The organism is Nostoc sp. PA-18-2419 (genome assembly GCF_005869855.1).
Classification (GTDB): domain Bacteria; phylum Cyanobacteriota; class Cyanobacteriia; order Cyanobacteriales; family Nostocaceae; genus Nostoc.
On sequence record NZ_SZNH01000016.1, the window covers coordinates 71094 to 91676 of the forward strand.

The following is a 20583-nucleotide window of genomic DNA, read 5'->3' on the forward strand; positions in this document are numbered from 1 at the left end:
ACCTTATATATCTGCTATCAGAGCAAAAATATGTCAGTAAATATTCTTTTAGTTGAAGACGAAGTTAAACTAGCGCGATTTGTTGAATTGGAATTAAATAGCGAAGGTTACAATATAAATGTGGCACATGATGGAATCACTGGTTTAACTTTAGCACGGGAGTTATCACCGGATTTAGTCATTCTTGATTGGATGCTACCAGGACTGTCAGGTTTAGAAATCTGTCGTCGGTTGCGGGCAACTGGGATCTCTATACCAGTAATATTATTGACAGCAAAGGATGAAGTTAATGATCGTGTAGCAGGTTTGGATGCCGGAGCAGATGATTATGTGGTCAAACCATTTAGTATTGAAGAACTGCTAGCTAGAATCCGTGCTCATTTACGCCGTACTCAAGAAACAAATCAGGACATTTTACAGTTTGAAGACTTAAGTTTAAGTCTTCGTACTCGCCAAGTTTACCGAGGTAATCGGGCAGTTGAATTAACGGCAAAAGAGTTTGATTTGTTAGAGTATATACTTTTACATCCCCGTCAGGTATTTACTAAAGACCAAATTCTACAGAAAGTTTGGGGTTATGACTTTATGGGTAATTCCAATATTATTGAAGTCTATATCCGTTACTTGCGTCTAAAACTAGAAGAAAATCATGAAAAACGCTTGATTCATACAGTGCGTGGCGTAGGCTATGTACTCCGAGAATAGTTATAACCGCAACTCTTTCCCTCACTCCTTGTATTATAACTTTGTAAAAAACTAGTACCAAATCAGGTTAAAATTCAGTACAAGCTATGGACTGAGTTATTGCAATATTTTCTATATGCTTACTTTCAATCAGCTGATGGCTACTATGAAAGTTGGGATATAGCTTTAGCGTTATATCCCCAGACTTTGTTAGCTTATCAAAAAAACGGTGATACATTGCCAGTATAAAATGGTGCCTCTTTGCGTTTAGCTTCACCAATTAAACTTGGTTATAAGCAAACTAAATGGGTGACTAAAATTACACTGATTAGTTATTTATCGTCTTTTAAAGGCTATTGGGAGGATCTGGGTTATGAATCGTTTGCACGAATCTAGATTGTTAGCAGTAGAGAGGCGATTAACCCAAGTCTTTCCAGGAGTTAGAAATTAAAGTCTTAGAATAAATAAATTTACTAATTGCCAAATATATAAGTATCTATTTACTCTTTGTGTATCTGTTACCTCATGCAGGAAAAATATTATTTGCCAAAATTTATGTAACAGGTAGAAGCTAAATTATAAATTAAGATATTTATCCTTTTTTAAACCCCAAAAGTATGAACTTTTTTGATAAATTAAATCAAAATATTTTAACAACTCAAAGCTTACTATTTGTAGGACTTGATCCTAATCCAGAAATGATGCCTACTCATTATAAATCGGAAGATATCATTGCTGGTTTATGGGAGTGGTTACAATTTATTATTTCTGAAACTTCTGATTTTGTTTGTGCTTATAAACCAACACTTGGCTTTTACGAAGCACTGGGTATTCCAGGTTTAGAACTTTTAGATAAAACTTTAGCAGCTATTCCAGCCCACATCCCAATTATTTTGGATGCCAAACATAGTGACTTAAATACAAGTAACATCTTCGCTCGTACTGTGTTTACAAAATGGCAGGTGGATGCAATCACTCTTAGTCCCTATATAGGACAAGATCATGTAGTACCTTTTTTGGTTTATCCTGATAAAGCTGTATTTATTTTATGCTGTACTTCTAATCCAGGAGCAGAAAGTTTACAGCAATATCCAACAAACGAATCACCTCTTTATTTACAGGTAGTCAAAGAATCAAAAACTTGGGGAACTCCAGAGCAATTGGGTTTGGAAGTGGGAACTACAAATTCTGAAGTTTTGGCTCTAATTCGTGCAGTTGCTCCTGAAAGAATTATTATGGCACGTAGCATCTGGTCAGAGGAGCCAAACTTAAAGCAAATTTTAGAAGCAGGCTTGAATACTAACGGTGATGGTTTGCTGATTCCTGTTCCTCAAGATATGTTGGCTAACCCGCAATTAGCTCAAGAAATTCAGTCTTTACGCGCAGAAATTAATCAAATTAAAACTGAAATTATTCACGAAAATTCTACTTGTTCTGTGTGGTTTCCTGATGTTTGTTTGCTAAATCAGCATCCCCAGCAGGATTTGATTTTACAACTTTATGACATTGATTGCATTATGTTTGGCAACTTTGTCCAAGCATCAGGATCTGTATTTCCTTATTACATTGACTTACGCAAAATTATTTCCAATCCCCAAGTTTTCAATCAAGTTCTCAGTGCTTATGAGGAGATTTTGAAGAATCTCTATTTTGATAGGTTAGCAGGTATTCCCTACGGTTCTTTACCTACTGCTACTGGTTTAGCCTTGCGCCTTAATTGTCCAATGATTTTTCCTCGAAAAGAGGTAAAAGCCCACGGAACTCGAAAAGTAATTGAGGGTAATTTTCATCCTGGTGAAACAGTTGTCGTCATTGATGATATTCTCATTAGTGGCAAAAGTGTGATGGAAGGAGCAGGAAAGTTAGAATCAGCAGGATTAAATGTTAATGACATTGTGGTATTTATTGACCACGGACAAGGTGTGAAAGATAGATTACAGCAAAATGGTTATCGCGGTCATGCGGTTTTAACTCTTTCAGAAATTACTAATACTCTATATCAAGCAGGAAGGATAAATGATGAGCAACTTTTAGCTTTTACTGAAAATTATGACTCGACTAATGGCTGAGGAAAGTAAGGAGTGGAGAGTAAGGAAATATTTTGTCGTTTTACCAAATTTATTAAATATGAATTTTTCGCTCAATCAACTACTTAAATGGTTAATTTTAACACTATTATTTCCTTTAATTTTTCTGAATGCTTGGCTAGTATTCTGGCTTTTTCAAAATTTGCAGCCTGTGGTGACAATTCTTTTATTGGCTACTTTGCTGGCATTCCTTTTAAACTACCCTGTTTCAATTCTCCAAGGCCGAGGAGTTAAACGCAGCTATGCAGTAACATTAGTTTTTATCTTAGCATCGCTAATTTTTATAGGTTTGGGTATTATTTTATTGCCTATTGTATTAGAACAATTTAATGAGATGKCTAAAGTCCTTCCCCAATGGATTGATTCTAGCGAAGAAAAACTAGAGATTTTAAATCAGTGGTTTTTTAATCATAAATTAAATGTAAATCTTAGACAATTATTAACACAAGTTACTAATCAATTGCCCCATGAGTTAGAGTTTATTTCTGATAAACTTTTAAGCATTATTATTGATACAGTTGATAATATATCGGAGGCACTAATTATAGTAGTGCTAGCTTTTTATCTAATGTTAGATGGACCGAGAATTTGGTCAGGATTGTTCAAGAAATTTCCTGGAAGTTTGGCTCAAAAAGTCAACGAGTCGATTCAGCAAAATTTTAAAAATTACTTGATTGGTCAGGGAACTTTGGGTTTGCTGATGGGAGTTTCAGAAACATTAGTGTTTTTAGTTTTTCAAGTCCAGTTTGCTTTATTATTTGGTTTGGGGGTTGGACTTTTGAGCCTAATTCCCTTTGGTGATGCCATCAGTCTTGTCGTAATCACTTTAATCATCGCCTCACATAACTTTTGGCTAGCAGTGAAAGTTTTTGTGATGGCTTTTGTAATTGACCAGTTGATCGATCAGGCGATCGCACCCCGTCTTTTAGGTAAATTTACTGGTCTTAGACCAATATGGGTATTAATTGCTTTGCTTGTTGGCACTAATATTGGTGGAGTCTTAGGTTTGGTAATCGCTGTACCTGTGGCTGGTTTTATTAAAGATGCAGCAGATGGTTTTTCTAAATCTGGTGATTCTGAGAATGTAGTTGAACCTGAAGCATCATCACAATTGTTGTCAGAGAAATCAATATCGCAATGATTGTCATTTGTCATTGGTGCATTGGTTATTGGATATTTTCCCCCTTGCTTCAAGAGCCTCTCCTGCTTCCACGATGGAATATTTTATATTTAGAAGTCCCTTACTGCCAGTGTGATTATGGGAATTAATTTAGCAAATTGTATATAAATGTCATTAATAAGCTTCTATTTATAAAATAGTTTTCAATTAACTTTAACAAAAGTATTGTAACTTAAATCACACTAAAGAATCAAAATTATACTTATATTTATTTTTTGTTCTCAATTTATATTGATAATTATTTGCAATTGTTTGGTAATCTCCTGTAATATCTATTCTCAAGTAGCTGATAGCTAAATTTCAGGGAATAAGAGCTATTCGCTGCTTGATTGAGAGTAAGTAGTAGCTGGAGAGCAGGTGTAGGGTGGAAAATGGTATTGAACCAAATATTAAAGATTATTTTGGTCACAAGTTCTATTTGGCTCTGCATTGGAATAAGTGTAAGGGCTACTGAAGTAAACAAACAAGTACAGGGTAAATTTGTTGCCTCAGCACTACTCAATTCCAGAACGATTAGAGAGATTCCCAGACTGGGTAAAGTAGGATTTCCTAGCACTAGCGCTCAACAGTTAGTACAGGCTCCAGCACCTCAAACAGCGCCGACTTCAGAAGTTGTACAAGTGACGGGAGTCAAGGCAAATCCTACCGACAAAGGTGTAGAGATAATTCTACAGACTTCCATTGGTCAACAGTTGCAAGTGGTAAACCGCAGTGCTGGCAATAGCTTTATCACTGACATTCCTAATGCTCAACTGCGCCTACCATCGGGCGAAGCATTCACATTCCGTTCGGATAAGCCAATTACGGGTGTTAATGAAATAACGGTAACAAATCTGGATGCCAATACTATCCGAGTAACGGTAACGGGTGAGGCGGGTTTACCTATTGTTGAGTTGTTTGATAGTGACGAAGGGCTGATTTTCGGGTTGACACCAGTTACATCTTCGGCACAGATGCCACAGCAACCACCAGTACAACAGCCGGGAACTCAAACCAAGCCCGACCAACCACTTGACTCACAAACTGATAAACCGATTGAATTGGTGGTGACGGGGGAGCAAGATGAGTATCGTGTACCAAATGCCTCCACTGCCACTGGAACTGATACCCCAATCCGGGACATTCCATTCTCAATTCAGGTAGTTCCTCAAGAGATAATTCGAGATCAGCAAGTCACACGCACAGAGGAAGCGCTCCGCAATGTCAGTGGTGTCACTAACCAAGGAAATGGAAACAACAGGAATGGTGCAGATTTCAGCATTCGGGGGTTTACTGATGCCCCGATTCTGCGCGATGGATTGAGACGGTATGGCGTTGTGCAAGCGCCTTTAGAAGTAGCCAATTTGGAGCGGATTGAAGTACTCAAGGGTCCGGCATCTATCTTGTATGGTGCGATTGAACCCGGAGGATTGATTAACGCGGTATCCAAGCAGCCTTTATCCGAGCCGTTTTACGAAACAGAATTACAAGTGGGAAACCAGGGTTTTGTTCGACCTCGCTTTGATTTTTCTGGGCCGTTAACCGAAGATGGGAAACTACTCTATCGTCTGAATGGTTTGTATCAGAGATTGGACAGCTTTCGTAACCTTGACCAAGAAGATCGGCGGATCTTTATTGCGCCTACACTTGCTTGGAAAATAGACGATCGCACCGACTTAGGAATATCGTTGGAATATATTGACAATAATCGTCCGGCTGATTTTGGTATCCCGGCTATTGGTAATAGGATAGCTGATGTCCCACGCGATCGCATTAACTCCGAACCTAGTGATGCGGTGACAAATGAATATCTAAATGTTGGCTATAACTTGGAGCATCGGTTCAATCAAAATTGGAAATTCCGCAATGCGTTTCGCTATTCTTCCTATGACTACGATTTTAACGTTGTTGCCCTTCCCCTTTCTTTTGACGAACCAACAAGTACAGTGAATCGCTTCTTCGCCTCCCAAGAGGGATACGACAAGAACTATACTCTGCAAGCCAACGTTGTAGGTGAGTTCGCTACGGGTTCTATCAATCACACTCTTTTATTCGGTGCAGACTACAACCACAGTGATGCAACTTTTTTCACGGTGTTTGATTTTAATACTCCTCTACCGCTGAATCTTTTCAATCCAGTTTACGGAGTAGCTAAACCCAGTGAGGATACATTACCGCCCTATGGTGGCAGTAATACAACATCCAATCGCTGGGGGTTCTATTTGCAAGACCAGATTTCGCTGTTCCAGAATTTGAAGTTGTTAGCAGGCATCCGCTACGACATCATAGAATCAAAAACAGTCAATCTGCCGGGGCAGGTGACACAACCGGGTGAGACAACTCAAAATGATGATGCTTTTACCCCACGAGTGGGGATTGTTTACCAACCGAGCAAAGCTGTATCTTTATATGCCAGTTACTCAGAATCCTTCACCCCCAATACGACAAATACAGCAACGGGTGAACCCTTGCAACCACAACGGGGTAAAGGCTATGAGTTTGGTGTCAAAACAGAGTTTCTAGACGGTAAACTGTTTGCCACGTTGGCATATTTTGACATTACCAAACAAAATGTATCGGTCACAGACCCTAACTTCCCGCTTGCATCCATCGCATCTGGAGAACAGCGCAGTCATGGCGTTGAATTTGATGTCGCAGGAGAAATATTACCGGGATGGAAGATCATCGCTAACTACGCCTACATCGATGGTGAAGTCACTGCCGATACCAATCCGGAATTAGTTGGTAATAGGTTATATGGTGTTCCTGAACATAGTGCCAGTTTATGGACAACTTATGAAATTCAGCGCGGTAATTTGCAGGGTTTAGGCTTAGGAGTTGGATTCAATTATGTTGGCCAGAGACAGGGAGATTTGGCTAATAGCTTTCAGGTAGATAGTTATTTGACTACCAATGCCGCAATTTTTTATCGACGTAATAATTGGCGATTTGGCCTTAACTTCAAAAATCTCACTGATGTCAATTACATCGAAAGTGTATCGAATCTGCGAAGCGGAGGTAACACTTTTGGCGAACCATTCACGGTGATTGGCTCGGTTTCAGTGCAGTTTTAACCCCACGGAACCCTTGCTGATGCCTTGGAGAGGGAAGCAGCCAGATTTCTTCCTACCTTGCTAAGAGGGAATTGAGGAGGATAGTTAGAGGAAGTTTCAAGATAGTCCACGTTGGCTAGAACTACTATTTTGTCAGGGTAATTCATTATATGACTCAATTTTCGACAAAACTCACAGGTGTTCCGCGTACTATGTTGATGACTACCCGCGCGCGGGTGGATGAACATCAACGCCAGACTGATGCGTTATTTCGCGATCCCAAAGTGTTTGAATGGTGGCAAGCGATCGCCTGGGACACCGATCTTGATCGCTTTTATCAACCGCTTTCTCAACTCAGTTGGGCAGTGCGGGCAAATACGTTTGATCAAGTTGCTCGGCGACACATTGCCAGTTATGCTGATGCCGTTGTAGTCGAACTTGGTGCTGGATTATCCACTCGTTATTACCGAGTTGGGCAAGGCTGCAAATGCTGGCTCGATTTAGATTTGCCTGAGGTGACAAATCTGCGTCGTCAGTTGGATAGTGAAACACAACAGCATTGTTTCATCAGTCGTTCTGCCTTAGATTTTGGCTGGATGGACGAGTTACCAAATTGCCCATCTGAGCATCTATTGATTATTGCCGAAGGATTGCTCATGTACTTTACTGTTGAGCAAGTCCAGCAATTAATTAATCAATTACGTCAACGGTTTCCTAACGCCACATTCATGTTTGATGTCGTGGGAGGCGCGAGTAAAGGAAAAGTCGCTAAATGGTTGGCAGAACTAGGTGCGCCAATGCAGTGGTTTGTCAAAAATGAACGCGATATCGATGGAATGGGATTAGCGATCGCCCAGGTGGTTTCATTAGTGCAGGAAAATTATCGTTATCCCCATCGACTTAATGCCCTGCGATGGATTCCCTGGATTGCCAAACTGCCCTATTTCCGGAATGCCGATTTGATTATTGAAACCAAAGTTTTACCCCTGTCATCAGGCTGATGTGTATGTAAATCCTTTACCATCATTAATGCTGCTCAAACATTCTATTAGTTGTTAATCATTAACCAGATAATTACAATGAAACCATTTTTATTCAGTGCTTTGTTAATTACCAGTAGTGCGATCGCCGTTGCTTGTCAATCAATGATAACGAATCAATCCACTGCAAGTGAAATCTCAGCAACTGAGATAGAGAATCAGGAAAAAGCTGGTTTCAACTCAGAAATTTATCTGCTGGCAAATCCCGATGTTGTCAAATTAATTCAAGCAGGAAAATTCAAATCTGCCTTAGATCACTATGAAAAAGTAGGGCAGTATGGCAAAAATACCCAAGGAGAAGCGATTGAAGGATACTTCACAGGCACTAGTGGCAATGATACAGTGACTGGCTTTGGTCAATCTCCTGACCTGACTGGCGTGAACTTTGAAATTGTATCAGATAAGAAGGGTCAGTTTCCCATACGTCCGAAAACTTTGGGCGTTGGTGAGGTCGATACTTTAATTGCAACCAAAGGTTCAAAGAATGAATTTCTGTTGGGTAGCTTCATTACTGTTGCTAACCCTAAAGCTGAACCGTTTTATGTCGGTAGAGGAGATGCTGATTATGCTCTGATTCAAAATTTCACAAAGTCTCAAGATAGAATTTCCTTGGCAGGGCAACCACAACAATACAAGTTTGAGACTGTAAAAGGAAACTTTCGCATTTTAACTGCTAGCGGTGATTTAATTGCGATCGTTGAAGGCATAGACAAGCTTGAACCAGGTAAAGTATTCAAGAAGTACGGAGTATTTACCTTGAAATAATCTAATTATTGATAACTATGAGCAAATTATCTAAACCAAGCGTACTCAACGACGTGAAAGTTAAAACTGTTTTAAATCGACTCCACGCAGAAGCTAATAAACAATTACCTGGATTAATTCTCCACTACTTGCCCAAGCTTCCTGGCTTACTTTTAGGTAAGGGCATTCAGTGGGATAGCACAAAAACTGAATATTACAACGATAAATATATTCCCATTGAACCAGACCAAGGAGAATTTTTGTATTTAATAGCCCGTGCAATTAATGCCAAAACTATTGTTGAGTTTGGTAGTTCATTTGGAATTTCTACAATTTATCTAGCGACTGCCGTGAGAGACAATGGTGGCGGCATTGTTATTGGCACCGAAATTGTACATGAGAAAGTCGTGCAAGCCAGAAAAAATATTGCCGAAGCCGGATTAGAAAACTATGTCGAGATTCGAGAAGGCGATGGTTTAAAAACACTAAAAGCTTTTAATCAAACTATCGATTTAGTATTGATTGATGGCTGGATACACTTAGCATTAGATGTATTAAAAATTCTAGATCCATCAATCCGAGAAGGTGGAATCGTTATCTCTGATAATGTCAAAACCTTTAAAGAGCCGCTCAAAGATTATATTGAGTTTTTGCAAAACCCTGTTAATGGTTATCAGTCATCGACTTTCAAAATGAAGGGCGGAACAGAATTTTCAGTTAAGATTAGGAGGCATGATGAGAATTAAGCAGTTTCTCTCAAGATGGTCGAGAACAATTCATCGATGGGTTGGACTTTACTTTGCTGTGGTGATTGGAATTTACGTGATTGAAATAATTGCTCTTCCACCAGCTTTCAGTTCTGGTTTACCTACGATTGACGGTAAAGCACCAACACAAACCATTACAAAAAATACCAAATCATTGCTCTCTTTAGAACAGGCTTCACAAGCATTTATCTCGCAGCATCCAAAGGGAATTAACACTTTAGAGGATATTGATGAAATTACTTATTTGCCATCTTTAGGTATTTATCGATTTGAAAATCAAAAACGTTTGTTTGAGTGGTATCTTGATGCTCAAAACGGCAAGTTATTGAAGTATGGTTTTAATGCTACCGATTTTTTGGAGTATCGAGGATTGTTGGGATGGTTTGCTCCCTGGATTCACAATCTGATTGAAATGTCGTTTTTATTTTTTATGTCAACATTGGCAGTCAGCGGTGTTTATTTATTCATTTATCCGTTTCTAGTAAAGAAAAATTCCGAGATGAATTCAACAGATTAATGTGAAATTTGTCTATTTTTCTGTCTTTAACTGCTCTCGTTGCTTGCCATATTCCCGCAGCTGTTTTAAGAGGTTTTCTTGAGATGAGTTAGGGACAAGCTGAGTAGGGATTAGTTGAGGATTAGTGGTAATACTCTCAAAAGCAGGAGGTGAATTAATTGCATAAACATCAGGATTTTTATGAGATTCGGTGATTGGCGATCGCAACTTTAAAAACAGTTTTTTATCAGATATTTCCTCTTGATTGAGTGCTGGAGTAGGAATTATTTTATTTGGTTTACTCACAGCAGTTTTTACAGAATCTAGAGTAGTACCAACCTGCATTTGTTGCTGCATCTGTTGTGTAGAAGATACCAAACTACTTAAACCATTTACAAGTTGCCGCAGATTTTGCCGGAAAGTAGGATCGCCCGTCAATTCATCTAAATCAGATGTAATTTTTTGGGTATTTTCAAATGTTACCCGTGCTGAATCTAAAGTTTGTTGCAATACTACGATATTCTTTGGATCATTTAAAGTTTTGGAAGCATCACGTAAATTAGCTGAGGCTTGTGCCGCATTTTTGGAGAGGGCTTCTAAATTATTTAGTAATTCTCCTTTAGTGAAGCGGTTGATAGTTGGTGATAAACTACTAACCGTAACGCGTAATTGGTTGCTAGTTTCGGTAATATTGTTCAGCGCACTAACCAGTGAAGACCGATTTGTTGTCAACAAGTTATCTAAATTGTTCAGCAATCGATTCGCTTGAGTTGCAGTTGCACCGAATTTATTCACTGTATCAGTTGCGGATACATTAAGTTGATTAGTCGCCCGCTGCACTGAATTAGCAGTGGCGGAAAATGTATTTAACTGTTGTTGCAAACTTTTACTCAAACCTTTTAAATCCTGACTTAAATCTGTAAAACTATTTGCGGCGACTGTAGTGGCTTCTAAAACTCCATTAACATTTTTAGAAAATTTTGGATCTTTGTATACATTGGTTAGTTCAGTTGAACTGCGAATTAGTTCATCAACACTAATACCAAGCTGACCTTTTAATCGAGAGCCATTACAAACTATTAGGCTCGAATCACAATTTTTGTCTAGAGGTTTAGCGATCGCCACCTGAGTGGGAAGCGTTGCTTTTGGTGTGATGTCAATAACACTTTCGCTAATTAGTCCGCTTTGATTAGCTTCTATCACTACATCACGAGGAATAATCAGGTTTTTTTGGAGAATTTCAATCTCTACATCAATGGCATTTGCTCCTGGCCTGATCTGAGAAATATTTCCTACTTTAAAGCCACGATAGCGAACTGGCGTTCCCTTTTGCATTCCTCCAGCATTAGCAAATTCGACAATAGCTTTGTATGAACCGCGAGCAACAGTGAATTTACTTAACCACAAAAATATTATTCCAAATACCCCTAGTCCTGCTAGGAGTAACAATCCTACAGAACCTTCTCTAAGTGTTCGCCCAGATGTGAAGCGGCTTGTGATTTCTCGCATTTTTTCCTTTCAGCCAATAATTAGTTATTAGTTAAGAGTTATGAATTATAAGTTAGGAACCTTGCCAAAGAGGTTTTTGTTGCTTTGGTTAGTAGTTATTAGTTAAGGGTTAAGAGTTAAGTAGGTCAACGTTGAAAAACGTAATCAGAATTTTTGTAATTACTTCTCTACCAGACGCTCTGCGTAGCTTGCTTCCACGTTCGCGCAGCGTCCTGCAGGGAAGAGGTACGCTTGACTTTGTTTTACTCATAATCACATTTCACATTTAATTTAGATTGAGCTACTTATGAGTTTTTCACTCTTAAATTTTGACTCCTAACTTTCTAACCAAGAACCTGAATCGGCCCTTCGACACTTCCACTAATAAATTGTTTGATCAAAGGATTTTCTGTGCTGTATATTTCATCAACTGTTCCCTGCCACTGTACTTTACCTTCATACAAAAATATAAGTTTATCAGTTGTACGGCGTATAGTACTGTCTTGATGGGTAACGACAGCATAGGTACTACAGACTCCATGTGTAGTTTGCAAACAGCGGATTAAATCTTCTATTACTGTTGAAGCAATCGGATCGAGTCCGGCTGTTGGTTCATCGTACAGTAAAACTTCTGCACCTTCTTTAGGATTATCGGGGTTAGACATAATCGCCCGGGCAAAACTAACTCGTTTTCGCATTCCCCCGGAAAGTTCTGCTGGGTAAAGGTCGGCTATTCCCGGCAAGCCTACCATTTCCAATTTTTCTTTTACTAAATCTCGAATGCGCGATCGCGGTAACTTGGAATTTTGATAAAGTAAAAATCCGACATTCTCCTCCACCGTCAGCGAATCAAATAATCCCGCTTGTTGAAATACCATACCAATACCAAGCGACTGGCGCCCATCCTCAATCAAACCCTCTCGTCGCACTCCTTGAATATAAATTTCTCCTTCATCAGGAGCCAGTAACCCCGCTATCACCCTTAAAATCGTTGATTTACCAGTCCCCGATGGGCCAATAATTCCTAATGCTTCTTCCCGGTAAATTGTCAAATCAACATTATCTAGAACTTTGTGGCTACCAAAGGACTTAGAAATACTTTTGAGTTCAATTAATGGTTCAGTCATTAGTTATTAATTACTAGTCATTGGTTATTGGTCATTAATCATTTGCAAAAGATAAACACATAAGTCACTAGCACTGACTTCCGGCGTTTATAACTTCAAAGACAGAGAACAAATAACAAATGACAAACGACAAATATACCTAATGGTGATGTCATAGTTATTCGTAGGGCATTGTGTAGTACATTATAAGTATATGATTGGCGTTTTAATTGGCAAACTTTATTTTTTTAGCATAATATTCAGTTAAAAGCTTTAACATCGCAAAATACCTCAACATCAAGTTGACGAAGTCATCACAGTAGTTGAACGTCTGAAAGTAATTGAATGTATCAGTAACCACAAACTCCGACTCAAGTTTTCTCTGGACATCACAAAAGCAATAATTCAGCCGCATTATCAAGCGTGGGCTAAACCCCTCATTGGCGTAGCCTATCGTAGAGAAGAAAACTAACAACACATTTAATAGTCCAAATGTTGAGTTGGCAGGTGGCAAAATTATTCACTAACATGAGAAAAAATACTGATAAAAATTAACTTCCAAATCATGACTAGCTACTTAGAGCAGTTTGCAAGTGATAATTCCTCTGGTATTTGTCCGGAAGCCCTGGAATATATGATTAGGGCAAATCAAGGTAGCGTTCCTGCTTATGGAAATGATGAATGGACTCAAAAAGCCGCAGATTACTTTCGTGAACTCTTTGAAATTGATTGTGAAGTATTTTTTGCCTTTAACGGTACAGCAGCAAATTCTTTATCATTAGCTGCACTTTGTCAGTCATATCACAGCGTCATTTGTCATGAGACATCTCACATAGAAACAGATGAATGTGGCGCCCCAGAATTTGCTTCTAATGGCTCTAAACTGCTACTTGCTCAAGGAAAAAATGGTAAGTTAACATCACAGGCGATAGAAGCAATTGTCACTAGGCGTAATGATATTCATTATCCTAAACCTAAAGTTATTAGCATTACACAATCAACTGAATTAGGAACTTTATATTCTATCGAAGAACTTTTGCAAGTTAGAGAAGTTGCCAAAAAGTATAACTTAAAAATTCACATGGATGGCGCTCGCTTTGCCAATGCAGTTGCCGCAATGAATAAAAGTCCTGCTGAAATTTCTTGGAAATCTGGTGTGGATGTGTTGTGTTTTTGTGGAACTAAGAATGGAATGGCATTAGGTGAAGCAATTATTTTCTTCAATAAAGCGCTAGCAGAGGATTTTGATTACCGATGTAAACAAGCTGGTCAATTAGCTTCAAAAATGCGATTTATTTCTGCTCCCTGGTTGGGTTTATTAGAAACTGGTGCTTGGCTAAAAAATGCTAGACATGCCAATCAATGTGCTGAATATTTAGAAAATCAGCTATTAAATATAGAAGGCGTTGACTTGATGCTTCCTAGAGAAGCTAACGCTGTGTTCGTCAAATTACCAGAACAAGTGATTCAGAGCTTAAAAGCAAATAAGTGGCAATTTTATACATTTATTGGTGTGGGAGGAGTACGTTTTGTGTGTTCTTGGAATACCACTAAATCAAGGATTGATGAATTGATTGATAATATTAAAAATGCAATCGGTTAGAAAAATTAAATTGGAAAAATATTAAGTTTGCCACCACCGCTAACTCTAGTAACGCAAGGCGTAATTCGTAATTCGTAATACTCGCCTCTGGCGAGAGACAAGCTACGTAATGACACTCGTTCCTGGCTAACGCTGCGCTAACRTAATTAGCTGTTCGCAAGGGTTTCAGAYATTTAAAATGGTTGGTTTATTTCTGCTCTGCTGTACTAGTCTGATTGATTTGGTTATTGAGCGAACGTGTAGATCCTTAAAAAATTACAGAAGCGATCGCAGCTATTTAGGGAACTCCAAAAAATAAATCCCCTTACCTCTGCCACTGCCCACGCTTGACAACTGCACTAGTATGTCAAAATGAAAATACCCGATATCTCCAGGTGAGCGATCGCTCAATCAAGCAAGATTAAAGGATTGACCTGAGTAATGGCAGAAGAACCGAATCACAATGAAGCCGGAGAGGTAGCTCCCAGCACTGTTGACAAGCAGGCTCCCAGTGTCGCCGAAGAAAATGCTCCTAGTACAGACTCACCCGAAGCGACAGACATCCCTACTGCCAACACGCCAGATCCTAAAGCCGCAAACCCCGAAGATAACCCTAATGCCGCTAAACCAGCTGCGGCCTCACGCAAGCGAGAAAAACCAGATGCCGCAGCTAAAACAGAAGAAACCCCCCCTGCCGATGCCACAGCAGAAGAAAAACCCGCAGCTAAAGCCGCTAAAAAAGAAAAAGCCCCAGCTGTTGAAGATAAACCATTTGTAGAGTTCATCGAGCAATACTACTTGCCAGCTTTACAAAAAGCGATCGCTCAACAAGGTGTAAAAGATTTAAAAGTGGCTCTTGCCAAGCAAAAAGTCCCAATCAAAGGCTTTGAATCAGCCGAAGAATCCTGGCAAATTATCGGCAGTTTGCAAAACGGCCTGTACAATTTTAATTTGTATTTTCCCGAAGAAGATATTCAAGGCAAAAAGGGTTTTTCTTGTAATGAAGGTAAAAAACCCAGCACTCTTGAGTCATTCTTAATTGATGAACGCAAAGTTACACTAGACCTATTGGTATATGGTCTAGTGCAGCGTTTAGATGGTCAAAAGTGGCTAGGTATCAATTAGTCATTCGTCACTTGTACTGAGCAAAGCCGAAGTATTAGTCATTAGTATATCAGACAAATGACTAGTGACAAAGAACAATTAAAGTTCGTGGAAATGATAGGTAACGGCTCCAGTATTGGGGTCGTTATCAATTTTTACATAACCTGATTTATACATTTCTTTAAGAGTATTTTCTACTTCAGCAAAGCTGGCTCCCGTAGCCTTCACCCCTTGAGTAACAGTGAGAGTACCACCCCTACTTTCAGCGGCATCAATTAGTTTTATCATCAGTTGATTACCACTTGGGTGGTGAACTTGAGAGGCGATAATTGGTTGATTGACTGGTACACCGAAGGGAGATACACCTGCTTTTAGTCTCAGTTTGTTCTCGTATTCATCAACCATACCGGGGATGAGAAGCAAATCCACAGCCTGCCCTACATAAAATAAACCAAAAGTACACAGCCATAACAATCCTGTGCCGATTTTACCGTTGTATAGGCGATGTAGCCCCCCCAAGCCAAAAAATCCGACTCCACACAAGATGTAAGAGACAAGAACTCGGTCTTTATTTTGATTGTTTTCAGGATTCATCTTGTTGTCAACCCTTTGGATTTGCTGTTGTTATCTAAGATAGTTTTCCCATACTGTTTTCTTTAACACCAGTATGAATAGCTAGGCTCATATCTTGCACCAGTTGTTTGATGACAATTTTATAGTCTGGGCACTGCTGAGTACTTGCTCAAACCTGATTTTTCTGTTGTAGAAAGTGCCTTTTCTATGGTTATTAAATCAGCGAACAGCGAACAGTTATCAGGCGTATGGTGTGATGTTACGGCACACCAACGCTTACCACCAAATTTTTTGGGGGACTTGAACCCAAGGGACAAAAATGATAACTAGATAACAGATAACTGTTAATAATGGTGCAAGCTCTAGAGTAGAGTGATTAGAAGTATTTAGTAATCGTGCTGGTCATGGATTGTAAATTTTAAAATGATTAACTTATTGATAAGACCATTTTATTTATTGTAGTAAGAACCACAGAAAATTACTGTAATAGTACTAAGTGACCGGAAGCTACACAGTAGTATCAGGCGAATGTAAATCGCAGCTACACGAGACTTTACTCACCAGCATAGGTTTCAAATTTCTTGAGTCCGCAGAGCCAAAAAGAGTTTGTGTGCAACATCAACCGCGATTTATAATCGCTGGGACTAGGTGTAATATCTCGGTTTGTCTATGTTCATTTCACTACTAATTGCCCATTGTCAATTCCGCAAAACGTTGAATTATTGTTGCAACTCTTAATGTTTAGCTTATTAGTTTATCACCCGCACCTTGGTAGACTGAACTTTATACAAATGAATTATTTGTCGGCTGTTGAGTATTCCCAGACCAGCATCCTTGGTTTTATGGTGTACTCAAGATAATAAAGACACTCATTGCAATCAAGACATGGTAGATTCCCTCAAAAAACCAGGCTTTGAAGAAATACGGCCAGGAATTAAAGTCCCAGCAAGAGAAACCCTGTTAACACCTCGGTTTTATACTACCGATTTTGATGAAATGGCGCGGATGGATATTTCCGTCAACGAGGACGAGTTAAGAGCCATTCTCCAAGAGTTTCGCACTGACTACAACCGCCATCATTTTGTTCGGGATGCCGAGTTTGAACAATCCTGGGATCATATTGATGGAGAAACTCGTCGGTTGTTTGTTGAATTTTTAGAACGTTCCTGTACAGCAGAGTTTTCTGGGTTTTTGCTCTACAAAGAACTCGGCCGTCGCTTGAAAGACAAAAGCCCCGTCTTAGCAGAATGCTTTAATCTGATGTCACGGGATGAAGCACGTCACGCTGGCTTTTTGAATAAAGCTATGTCTGACTTTAATCTGTCCCTAGATTTAGGGTTTTTGACTAAGAGCCGCAATTATACCTTCTTTAAACCAAAATTTATCTTCTACGCGACTTATCTTTCTGAGAAGATTGGTTATTGGCGCTATATCACCATTTATCGCCATTTAGAAGCACATCCCGAAGACCGGATTTATCCGATTTTCCGGTTCTTTGAAAACTGGTGTCAAGATGAAAACCGTCACGGTGATTTCTTCGATGCGGTGATGAAATCTCAACCGCAAATATTGAATGATTGGAAGGCAAGGCTATGGAGTCGGTTCTTCTTGTTATCAGTGTTTGTAACAATGTATCTCAATGACATCCAACGCAAGGACTTTTATGCCACCCTTGGACTCGATGCGCGAGAATACGACATTTATGTAATTAAAAAGACCAATGAAACCGCAGGTAGAGTGTTCCCATTGATGCTGGATGTGGAAAATCCAGAGTTTTATGGACGTTTGGACACTTGTATCAGCAATAATGAGAAGCTGGGTGCGATCGCCAACTCTAATACTCCCAAATTTCTCCAATTCTTCCAAAAACTGCCACTTTACATGTCCAATGGCTGGCAGTTATTGCGGCTGTACTTGATGAAACCTATTGATGCTGCTTCTGCTCAAGGCGCAGCTCGCTAAATAATAATCGGTTTGTGAAAGCTTTAGTGGTTCTGTTTTGCGGAACCACTTTTTTTATGGAAAAAGTACCCTCAGGGGTACTGTTCGTCACTAGGTTGAGGCAATTAGATTAGAGATGTAGTTTATATGTAATTCAACATATGACAGATATCTCAAACGGAACTAAAATTATCAGAAGATCCGAACCAACTTTGGTCTCAACCTTTGAACTGCTAGTCAAACCAATTACACCCGTTACTGCCCCTGGTACTGAAGCCGTTGCTCGCACAGTTATCCAAGGTTACTTTTTGACTATCGCTAATACTAGCAGCTTTGATGTCAAACTGACGTTGCGATTTACTGCAACTACACCTGAATTAAATGTAACCGACACTGTGACAATCAGTGATGTCAAAGGAACTAATGACTTTAGCGATTTAACGCCTGTTCCAGGGGATCCTAGCAGATTTACGTTCACTGTGGGCATTGGAGCTAATGACACGGCTTTGATTACTTTACTGCCTGATGTCACCAACATAGAGATCATCAAAGCAGCAAAGTTAGAGATTCGCGGATATGTAGAAATCTTTATAAATTCTCCTTCTGCGGCTACCCCAGTTAATCTATTGTTGACGCCTGAACATAGAGGCACATTCCTGCCTCAGAATTTAGACGCTCCTAATCTTGACTTCGATCAGTTGGCGTATTCTTTACCTACATCTACTGGTGGAAGCCTGTTTAAGCTTTCAGGCCCAGTGTTCAAAGATAGCAAGGAACTGAAGATAGAAGTCAAAGAATTCGAGAAAGTTCAAAAAGATAAAGACTTCGAGAAAGTTCAGGCTGAGAAGCTTCCTGAAACAGACCAACTTGCAAATCCTACTCCAGTAGAGGCTGCAAATGACTTACAACGGCTAATCGGTTTGATGGCTCAACGTCTCGATCAAATAGAACAGCGCACAGCAAATGGGCACAATGGGCAGTCTTTTATCCAAGCCAAAGAACGCCCAAGTGTCGGTCAACAAGTAGTTAATCAACCAAGGAATTAAGCAAGCGTGTTGGTTGTTGTCGCCAGTCGCCATGACAAAGCCGCCGAGGCGCTGGTTGCTAATTGGTCGGCTTATGGTGCCAGTCTCCTGACACCCGAAGATTTGTCTGTGGTTGGATGGCGACACTACGTCAGGGGTGAGGGAGATGGGGAAGATGAGGGAGAAAATACTATCTCATCCTCCTCATCCTCCTCAGCAGTGGTAGGTGGAGTTATGATTGCTCTTGAGCAAATTACTGGTGTCCTGACTCGCCTACCTTCCATTTTTGAACAGGAACTTCTGCACATCATCCCTGAAGACCGAGTATATATAGCTGCGGAAATGAATGCGTTTTTAATTTCCTGGTTGTCGAGTTTAAAATGTCCAGTCTTGAACAGACCAACGCCAACATATTTGTTAGGGCCTGCTTGGCGACCGGAACAGTGGGTTTATGCAGCTGCTCAACTCGGTATTCGAGTACGTCCGGTGCGACGGCAAAGTTCACTGTTGGCTAGTGTGCGTCCCCAAGTGATGGAAAAACCTGGGGTAAAAGTGACGGTAGTAGGCACGCGCTGTTTGGGTGAAGTTGAAAAAACCCTCGCATCTCACGCCAGACGCGTTGCTGATGCTGCTCAAGTTGATTTGTTGACTGTTCATTTTAGCAGCAGCGAATCCTCAGCAGAGTTTTTGGGTGCCGATTTGTGGGCTGATATATCTGCACCAAATGTAGCTGATGCCATACTTGAGTATTTGAGTGGAGGTGATGCCAAATGCTAGTTTTATTGTGGGGTATTAGCGAAGAATCTCCTTTGGCAGCAGTCTACTCAGAACTGACTCGGGTCAACATACCTACGGTATTCCTTGACCAACGAGATATTTTAGATACTGAACTTGAACTTTCTGTAGGCAATGTCTCAGAATTACCTGTTCAAGGGCAAATTTGTACTTGGTATCAAAAAATAAACTTGAATGAAATTACCGCCGCCTACCTGCGTCCTTATGACTCCCGTCGCCTTCCCCAAATAGCCCAAGCTGGTGTAAATAGTCCAGCTTGGCAACATGCGATCGCAGTTGATGATGCTCTGATGGGTTGGTCAGAAATTACACCTGCATTTGTGATCAACCGTCCGTCAGCGATGGCTGCTAATGGTTGCAAACCTTACCAACTAGAACAAATTTGCTCGCTCGGCTTTAAAGTTCCTGAAACCCTTGTGACCACAGACCCCGAAGCTGTGCGAGCTTTTTGGCAACGTCACGGCAATGTCATTTATAAATCAATTAGTGGTATTCGTAGTCAAGTCTCGCGTTTGGCAGCTGAGCATTTAGAGCGACTGGAAAATGTCTGTTGGTGTCCGACTCAATTCCAGCAGTACATACCCGGTAGAGATTATCGCGTCCATGTCGTAGGTGCAGAGATTTTCGCCAGCGAGGTAATTTCTCAAGCTGATGATTATCGTTACGCTGCACAGGAGGACGAATCTACAGAAATTCGTGCTTGTCATCTGCCCCAAGAAGTAGAACAGCAGTGTAGAGGATTGGCAAAAGCGATAAATCTACCTCTTTGCGGCATTGATTTGCGGCGGACACCTGAAGGTGAATGGTATTGTTTTGAAGTTAATCCTTCACCTGGGTTTACTTATTACCAACAGTTTACAGGTCAGGGAATTAGTAGGGCGATCGCTAATTTGCTAGCAGGCAGAAATCGCATTTAATTTTGCAGTTCTTCGAGTTATG

The 20583-nt window shown here is 40.1% G+C and carries 17 protein-coding genes and 1 pseudogene; 15 read left to right on the forward strand and 3 right to left on the reverse strand.

The window, feature by feature from the left end:
* The first annotated feature begins 30 nt into the window (after positions 1–30).
* From FCR06_RS17590 to FCR06_RS17630, 9 genes and pseudogenes are all read left to right on the forward strand, one after another.
* Positions 31–705 carry a response regulator transcription factor gene (locus FCR06_RS17590; protein WP_138501946.1) on the forward strand — a complete coding sequence of 225 codons (675 nt, stop codon included), beginning with the start codon at positions 31–33 and terminating at the stop codon, positions 703–705.
* Positions 706–819: 114 nt separating this feature from the next.
* Positions 820–1080, forward strand: a pseudogene (locus FCR06_RS33600) (molybdopterin-dependent oxidoreductase); the annotation flags it as partial.
* 221 nt (positions 1081–1301) lie between these two features.
* Positions 1302–2753 carry a bifunctional orotidine-5'-phosphate decarboxylase/orotate phosphoribosyltransferase gene (locus FCR06_RS17600; RefSeq protein ID WP_138501948.1) on the forward strand — a complete coding sequence of 484 codons (1452 nt, stop codon included), beginning with the start codon at positions 1302–1304 and terminating at the stop codon, positions 2751–2753.
* A 58-nt stretch (positions 2754–2811) separates the two neighbouring features.
* Positions 2812–3912, forward strand: a complete 1101-nt coding sequence (locus FCR06_RS17605; protein ID WP_138501950.1) for an AI-2E family transporter — start codon at positions 2812–2814, stop codon at positions 3910–3912.
* 410 nt (positions 3913–4322) lie between these two features.
* A complete protein-coding gene (locus FCR06_RS17610) occupies positions 4323–7004 on the forward strand; it encodes a TonB-dependent siderophore receptor (RefSeq protein WP_138501952.1) in 2682 nt (893 codons plus the stop codon).
* A 149-nt stretch (positions 7005–7153) separates the two neighbouring features.
* Positions 7154–7984 carry a class I SAM-dependent methyltransferase gene (locus FCR06_RS17615; protein WP_138501954.1) on the forward strand — a complete coding sequence of 277 codons (831 nt, stop codon included), beginning with the start codon at positions 7154–7156 and terminating at the stop codon, positions 7982–7984.
* A 78-nt stretch (positions 7985–8062) separates the two neighbouring features.
* Entirely contained in the window at positions 8063–8788 is a 726-nt protein-coding gene (locus tag FCR06_RS17620; protein WP_138501956.1) for a hypothetical protein, read from the forward strand.
* Between the two features lie 17 nt (positions 8789–8805).
* The gene (locus FCR06_RS17625; protein WP_138501958.1) at positions 8806–9513 is read left to right on the forward strand and encodes an O-methyltransferase; all 708 of its coding nucleotides are present in this window, start codon (positions 8806–8808) and stop codon (positions 9511–9513) included.
* Positions 9500–10051: a PepSY domain-containing protein gene (locus FCR06_RS17630; protein WP_223280177.1), complete on the forward strand. Its 552-nt coding sequence runs from the start codon at positions 9500–9502 to the stop codon at positions 10049–10051. Before FCR06_RS17625 ends, FCR06_RS17630 begins: the two co-directional genes overlap by 14 nt.
* Before the next feature lie 12 nt (positions 10052–10063).
* Here FCR06_RS17630 and FCR06_RS17635 read toward each other — a convergent pair whose 3' ends face one another.
* Entirely contained in the window at positions 10064–11539 is a 1476-nt protein-coding gene (locus FCR06_RS17635) for an MlaD family protein (protein ID WP_138501960.1), read from the reverse strand.
* A 323-nt stretch (positions 11540–11862) separates the two neighbouring features.
* A complete protein-coding gene (locus FCR06_RS17640) occupies positions 11863–12645 on the reverse strand; it encodes an ABC transporter ATP-binding protein (RefSeq protein WP_138501962.1) in 783 nt (260 codons plus the stop codon).
* Between the two features lie 544 nt (positions 12646–13189).
* Between FCR06_RS17640 and FCR06_RS17645 the strand changes: the two genes are divergently transcribed.
* Entirely contained in the window at positions 13190–14227 is a 1038-nt protein-coding gene (locus FCR06_RS17645) for a low specificity L-threonine aldolase (RefSeq protein ID WP_138501964.1), read from the forward strand.
* Between the two features lie 420 nt (positions 14228–14647).
* Entirely contained in the window at positions 14648–15331 is a 684-nt protein-coding gene (locus FCR06_RS17650; protein ID WP_138501966.1) for a DUF2996 domain-containing protein, read from the forward strand.
* A gap of 78 nt (positions 15332–15409) precedes the next feature.
* Here the strand turns inward: FCR06_RS17650 and FCR06_RS17655 are convergent, their stop codons facing one another.
* A complete protein-coding gene (locus tag FCR06_RS17655; RefSeq protein ID WP_138501968.1) occupies positions 15410–15904 on the reverse strand; it encodes a TM2 domain-containing protein in 495 nt (164 codons plus the stop codon).
* A gap of 864 nt (positions 15905–16768) precedes the next feature.
* Between FCR06_RS17655 and acsF the strand changes: the two genes are divergently transcribed.
* The 4 genes from acsF to FCR06_RS17675 all read left to right on the forward strand — a co-directional run bounded on the left by acsF (position 16769) and on the right by FCR06_RS17675 (position 20561).
* Entirely contained in the window at positions 16769–17845 is a 1077-nt protein-coding gene (acsF, locus tag FCR06_RS17660; RefSeq protein WP_138501970.1) for a magnesium-protoporphyrin IX monomethyl ester (oxidative) cyclase, read from the forward strand.
* Positions 17846–17985: 140 nt separating this feature from the next.
* Positions 17986–18870 (forward strand): hypothetical protein, encoded by an 885-nt coding sequence (locus tag FCR06_RS17665; protein ID WP_138501973.1) that lies wholly within the window; start codon positions 17986–17988, stop codon positions 18868–18870.
* 6 nt (positions 18871–18876) lie between these two features.
* Positions 18877–19626, forward strand: coding sequence for a hypothetical protein (locus FCR06_RS17670; protein WP_138501975.1), 750 nt, complete (start codon positions 18877–18879; stop codon positions 19624–19626).
* Positions 19620–20561 carry a RimK family alpha-L-glutamate ligase gene (locus FCR06_RS17675; RefSeq protein ID WP_138501977.1) on the forward strand — a complete coding sequence of 314 codons (942 nt, stop codon included), beginning with the start codon at positions 19620–19622 and terminating at the stop codon, positions 20559–20561. The genes FCR06_RS17670 and FCR06_RS17675 overlap by 7 nt, the downstream gene beginning before the upstream one ends.
* The last annotated feature ends 22 nt before the right edge of the window (positions 20562–20583 follow it).

Coding starts and splice junctions, on each gene's coding strand:
- FCR06_RS17590 (WP_138501946.1), top strand. CDS start 31: ATGTCAGTAAATATTCTTTTAGTTGAAGACGAAGTTAAACTAGCGCGA.
- FCR06_RS17600 (WP_138501948.1), top strand. CDS start 1,302: ATGAACTTTTTTGATAAATTAAATCAAAATATTTTAACAACTCAAAGC.
- FCR06_RS17610 (WP_138501952.1), top strand. CDS start 4,323: ATGGTATTGAACCAAATATTAAAGATTATTTTGGTCACAAGTTCTATT.
- FCR06_RS17615 (WP_138501954.1), top strand. CDS start 7,154: ATGACTCAATTTTCGACAAAACTCACAGGTGTTCCGCGTACTATGTTG.
- FCR06_RS17620 (WP_138501956.1), top strand. CDS start 8,063: ATGAAACCATTTTTATTCAGTGCTTTGTTAATTACCAGTAGTGCGATC.
- FCR06_RS17625 (WP_138501958.1), top strand. CDS start 8,806: ATGAGCAAATTATCTAAACCAAGCGTACTCAACGACGTGAAAGTTAAA.
- FCR06_RS17630 (WP_223280177.1), top strand. CDS start 9,500: ATGATGAGAATTAAGCAGTTTCTCTCAAGATGGTCGAGAACAATTCAT.
- FCR06_RS17635 (WP_138501960.1), bottom strand. CDS start 11,539: ATGCGAGAAATCACAAGCCGCTTCACATCTGGGCGAACACTTAGAGAA.
- FCR06_RS17640 (WP_138501962.1), bottom strand. CDS start 12,645: ATGACTGAACCATTAATTGAACTCAAAAGTATTTCTAAGTCCTTTGGT.
- FCR06_RS17645 (WP_138501964.1), top strand. CDS start 13,190: ATGACTAGCTACTTAGAGCAGTTTGCAAGTGATAATTCCTCTGGTATT.
- FCR06_RS17650 (WP_138501966.1), top strand. CDS start 14,648: ATGGCAGAAGAACCGAATCACAATGAAGCCGGAGAGGTAGCTCCCAGC.
- FCR06_RS17655 (WP_138501968.1), bottom strand. CDS start 15,904: ATGAATCCTGAAAACAATCAAAATAAAGACCGAGTTCTTGTCTCTTAC.
- acsF (WP_138501970.1), top strand. CDS start 16,769: ATGGTAGATTCCCTCAAAAAACCAGGCTTTGAAGAAATACGGCCAGGA.
- FCR06_RS17665 (WP_138501973.1), top strand. CDS start 17,986: ATGACAGATATCTCAAACGGAACTAAAATTATCAGAAGATCCGAACCA.
- FCR06_RS17675 (WP_138501977.1), top strand. CDS start 19,620: ATGCTAGTTTTATTGTGGGGTATTAGCGAAGAATCTCCTTTGGCAGCA.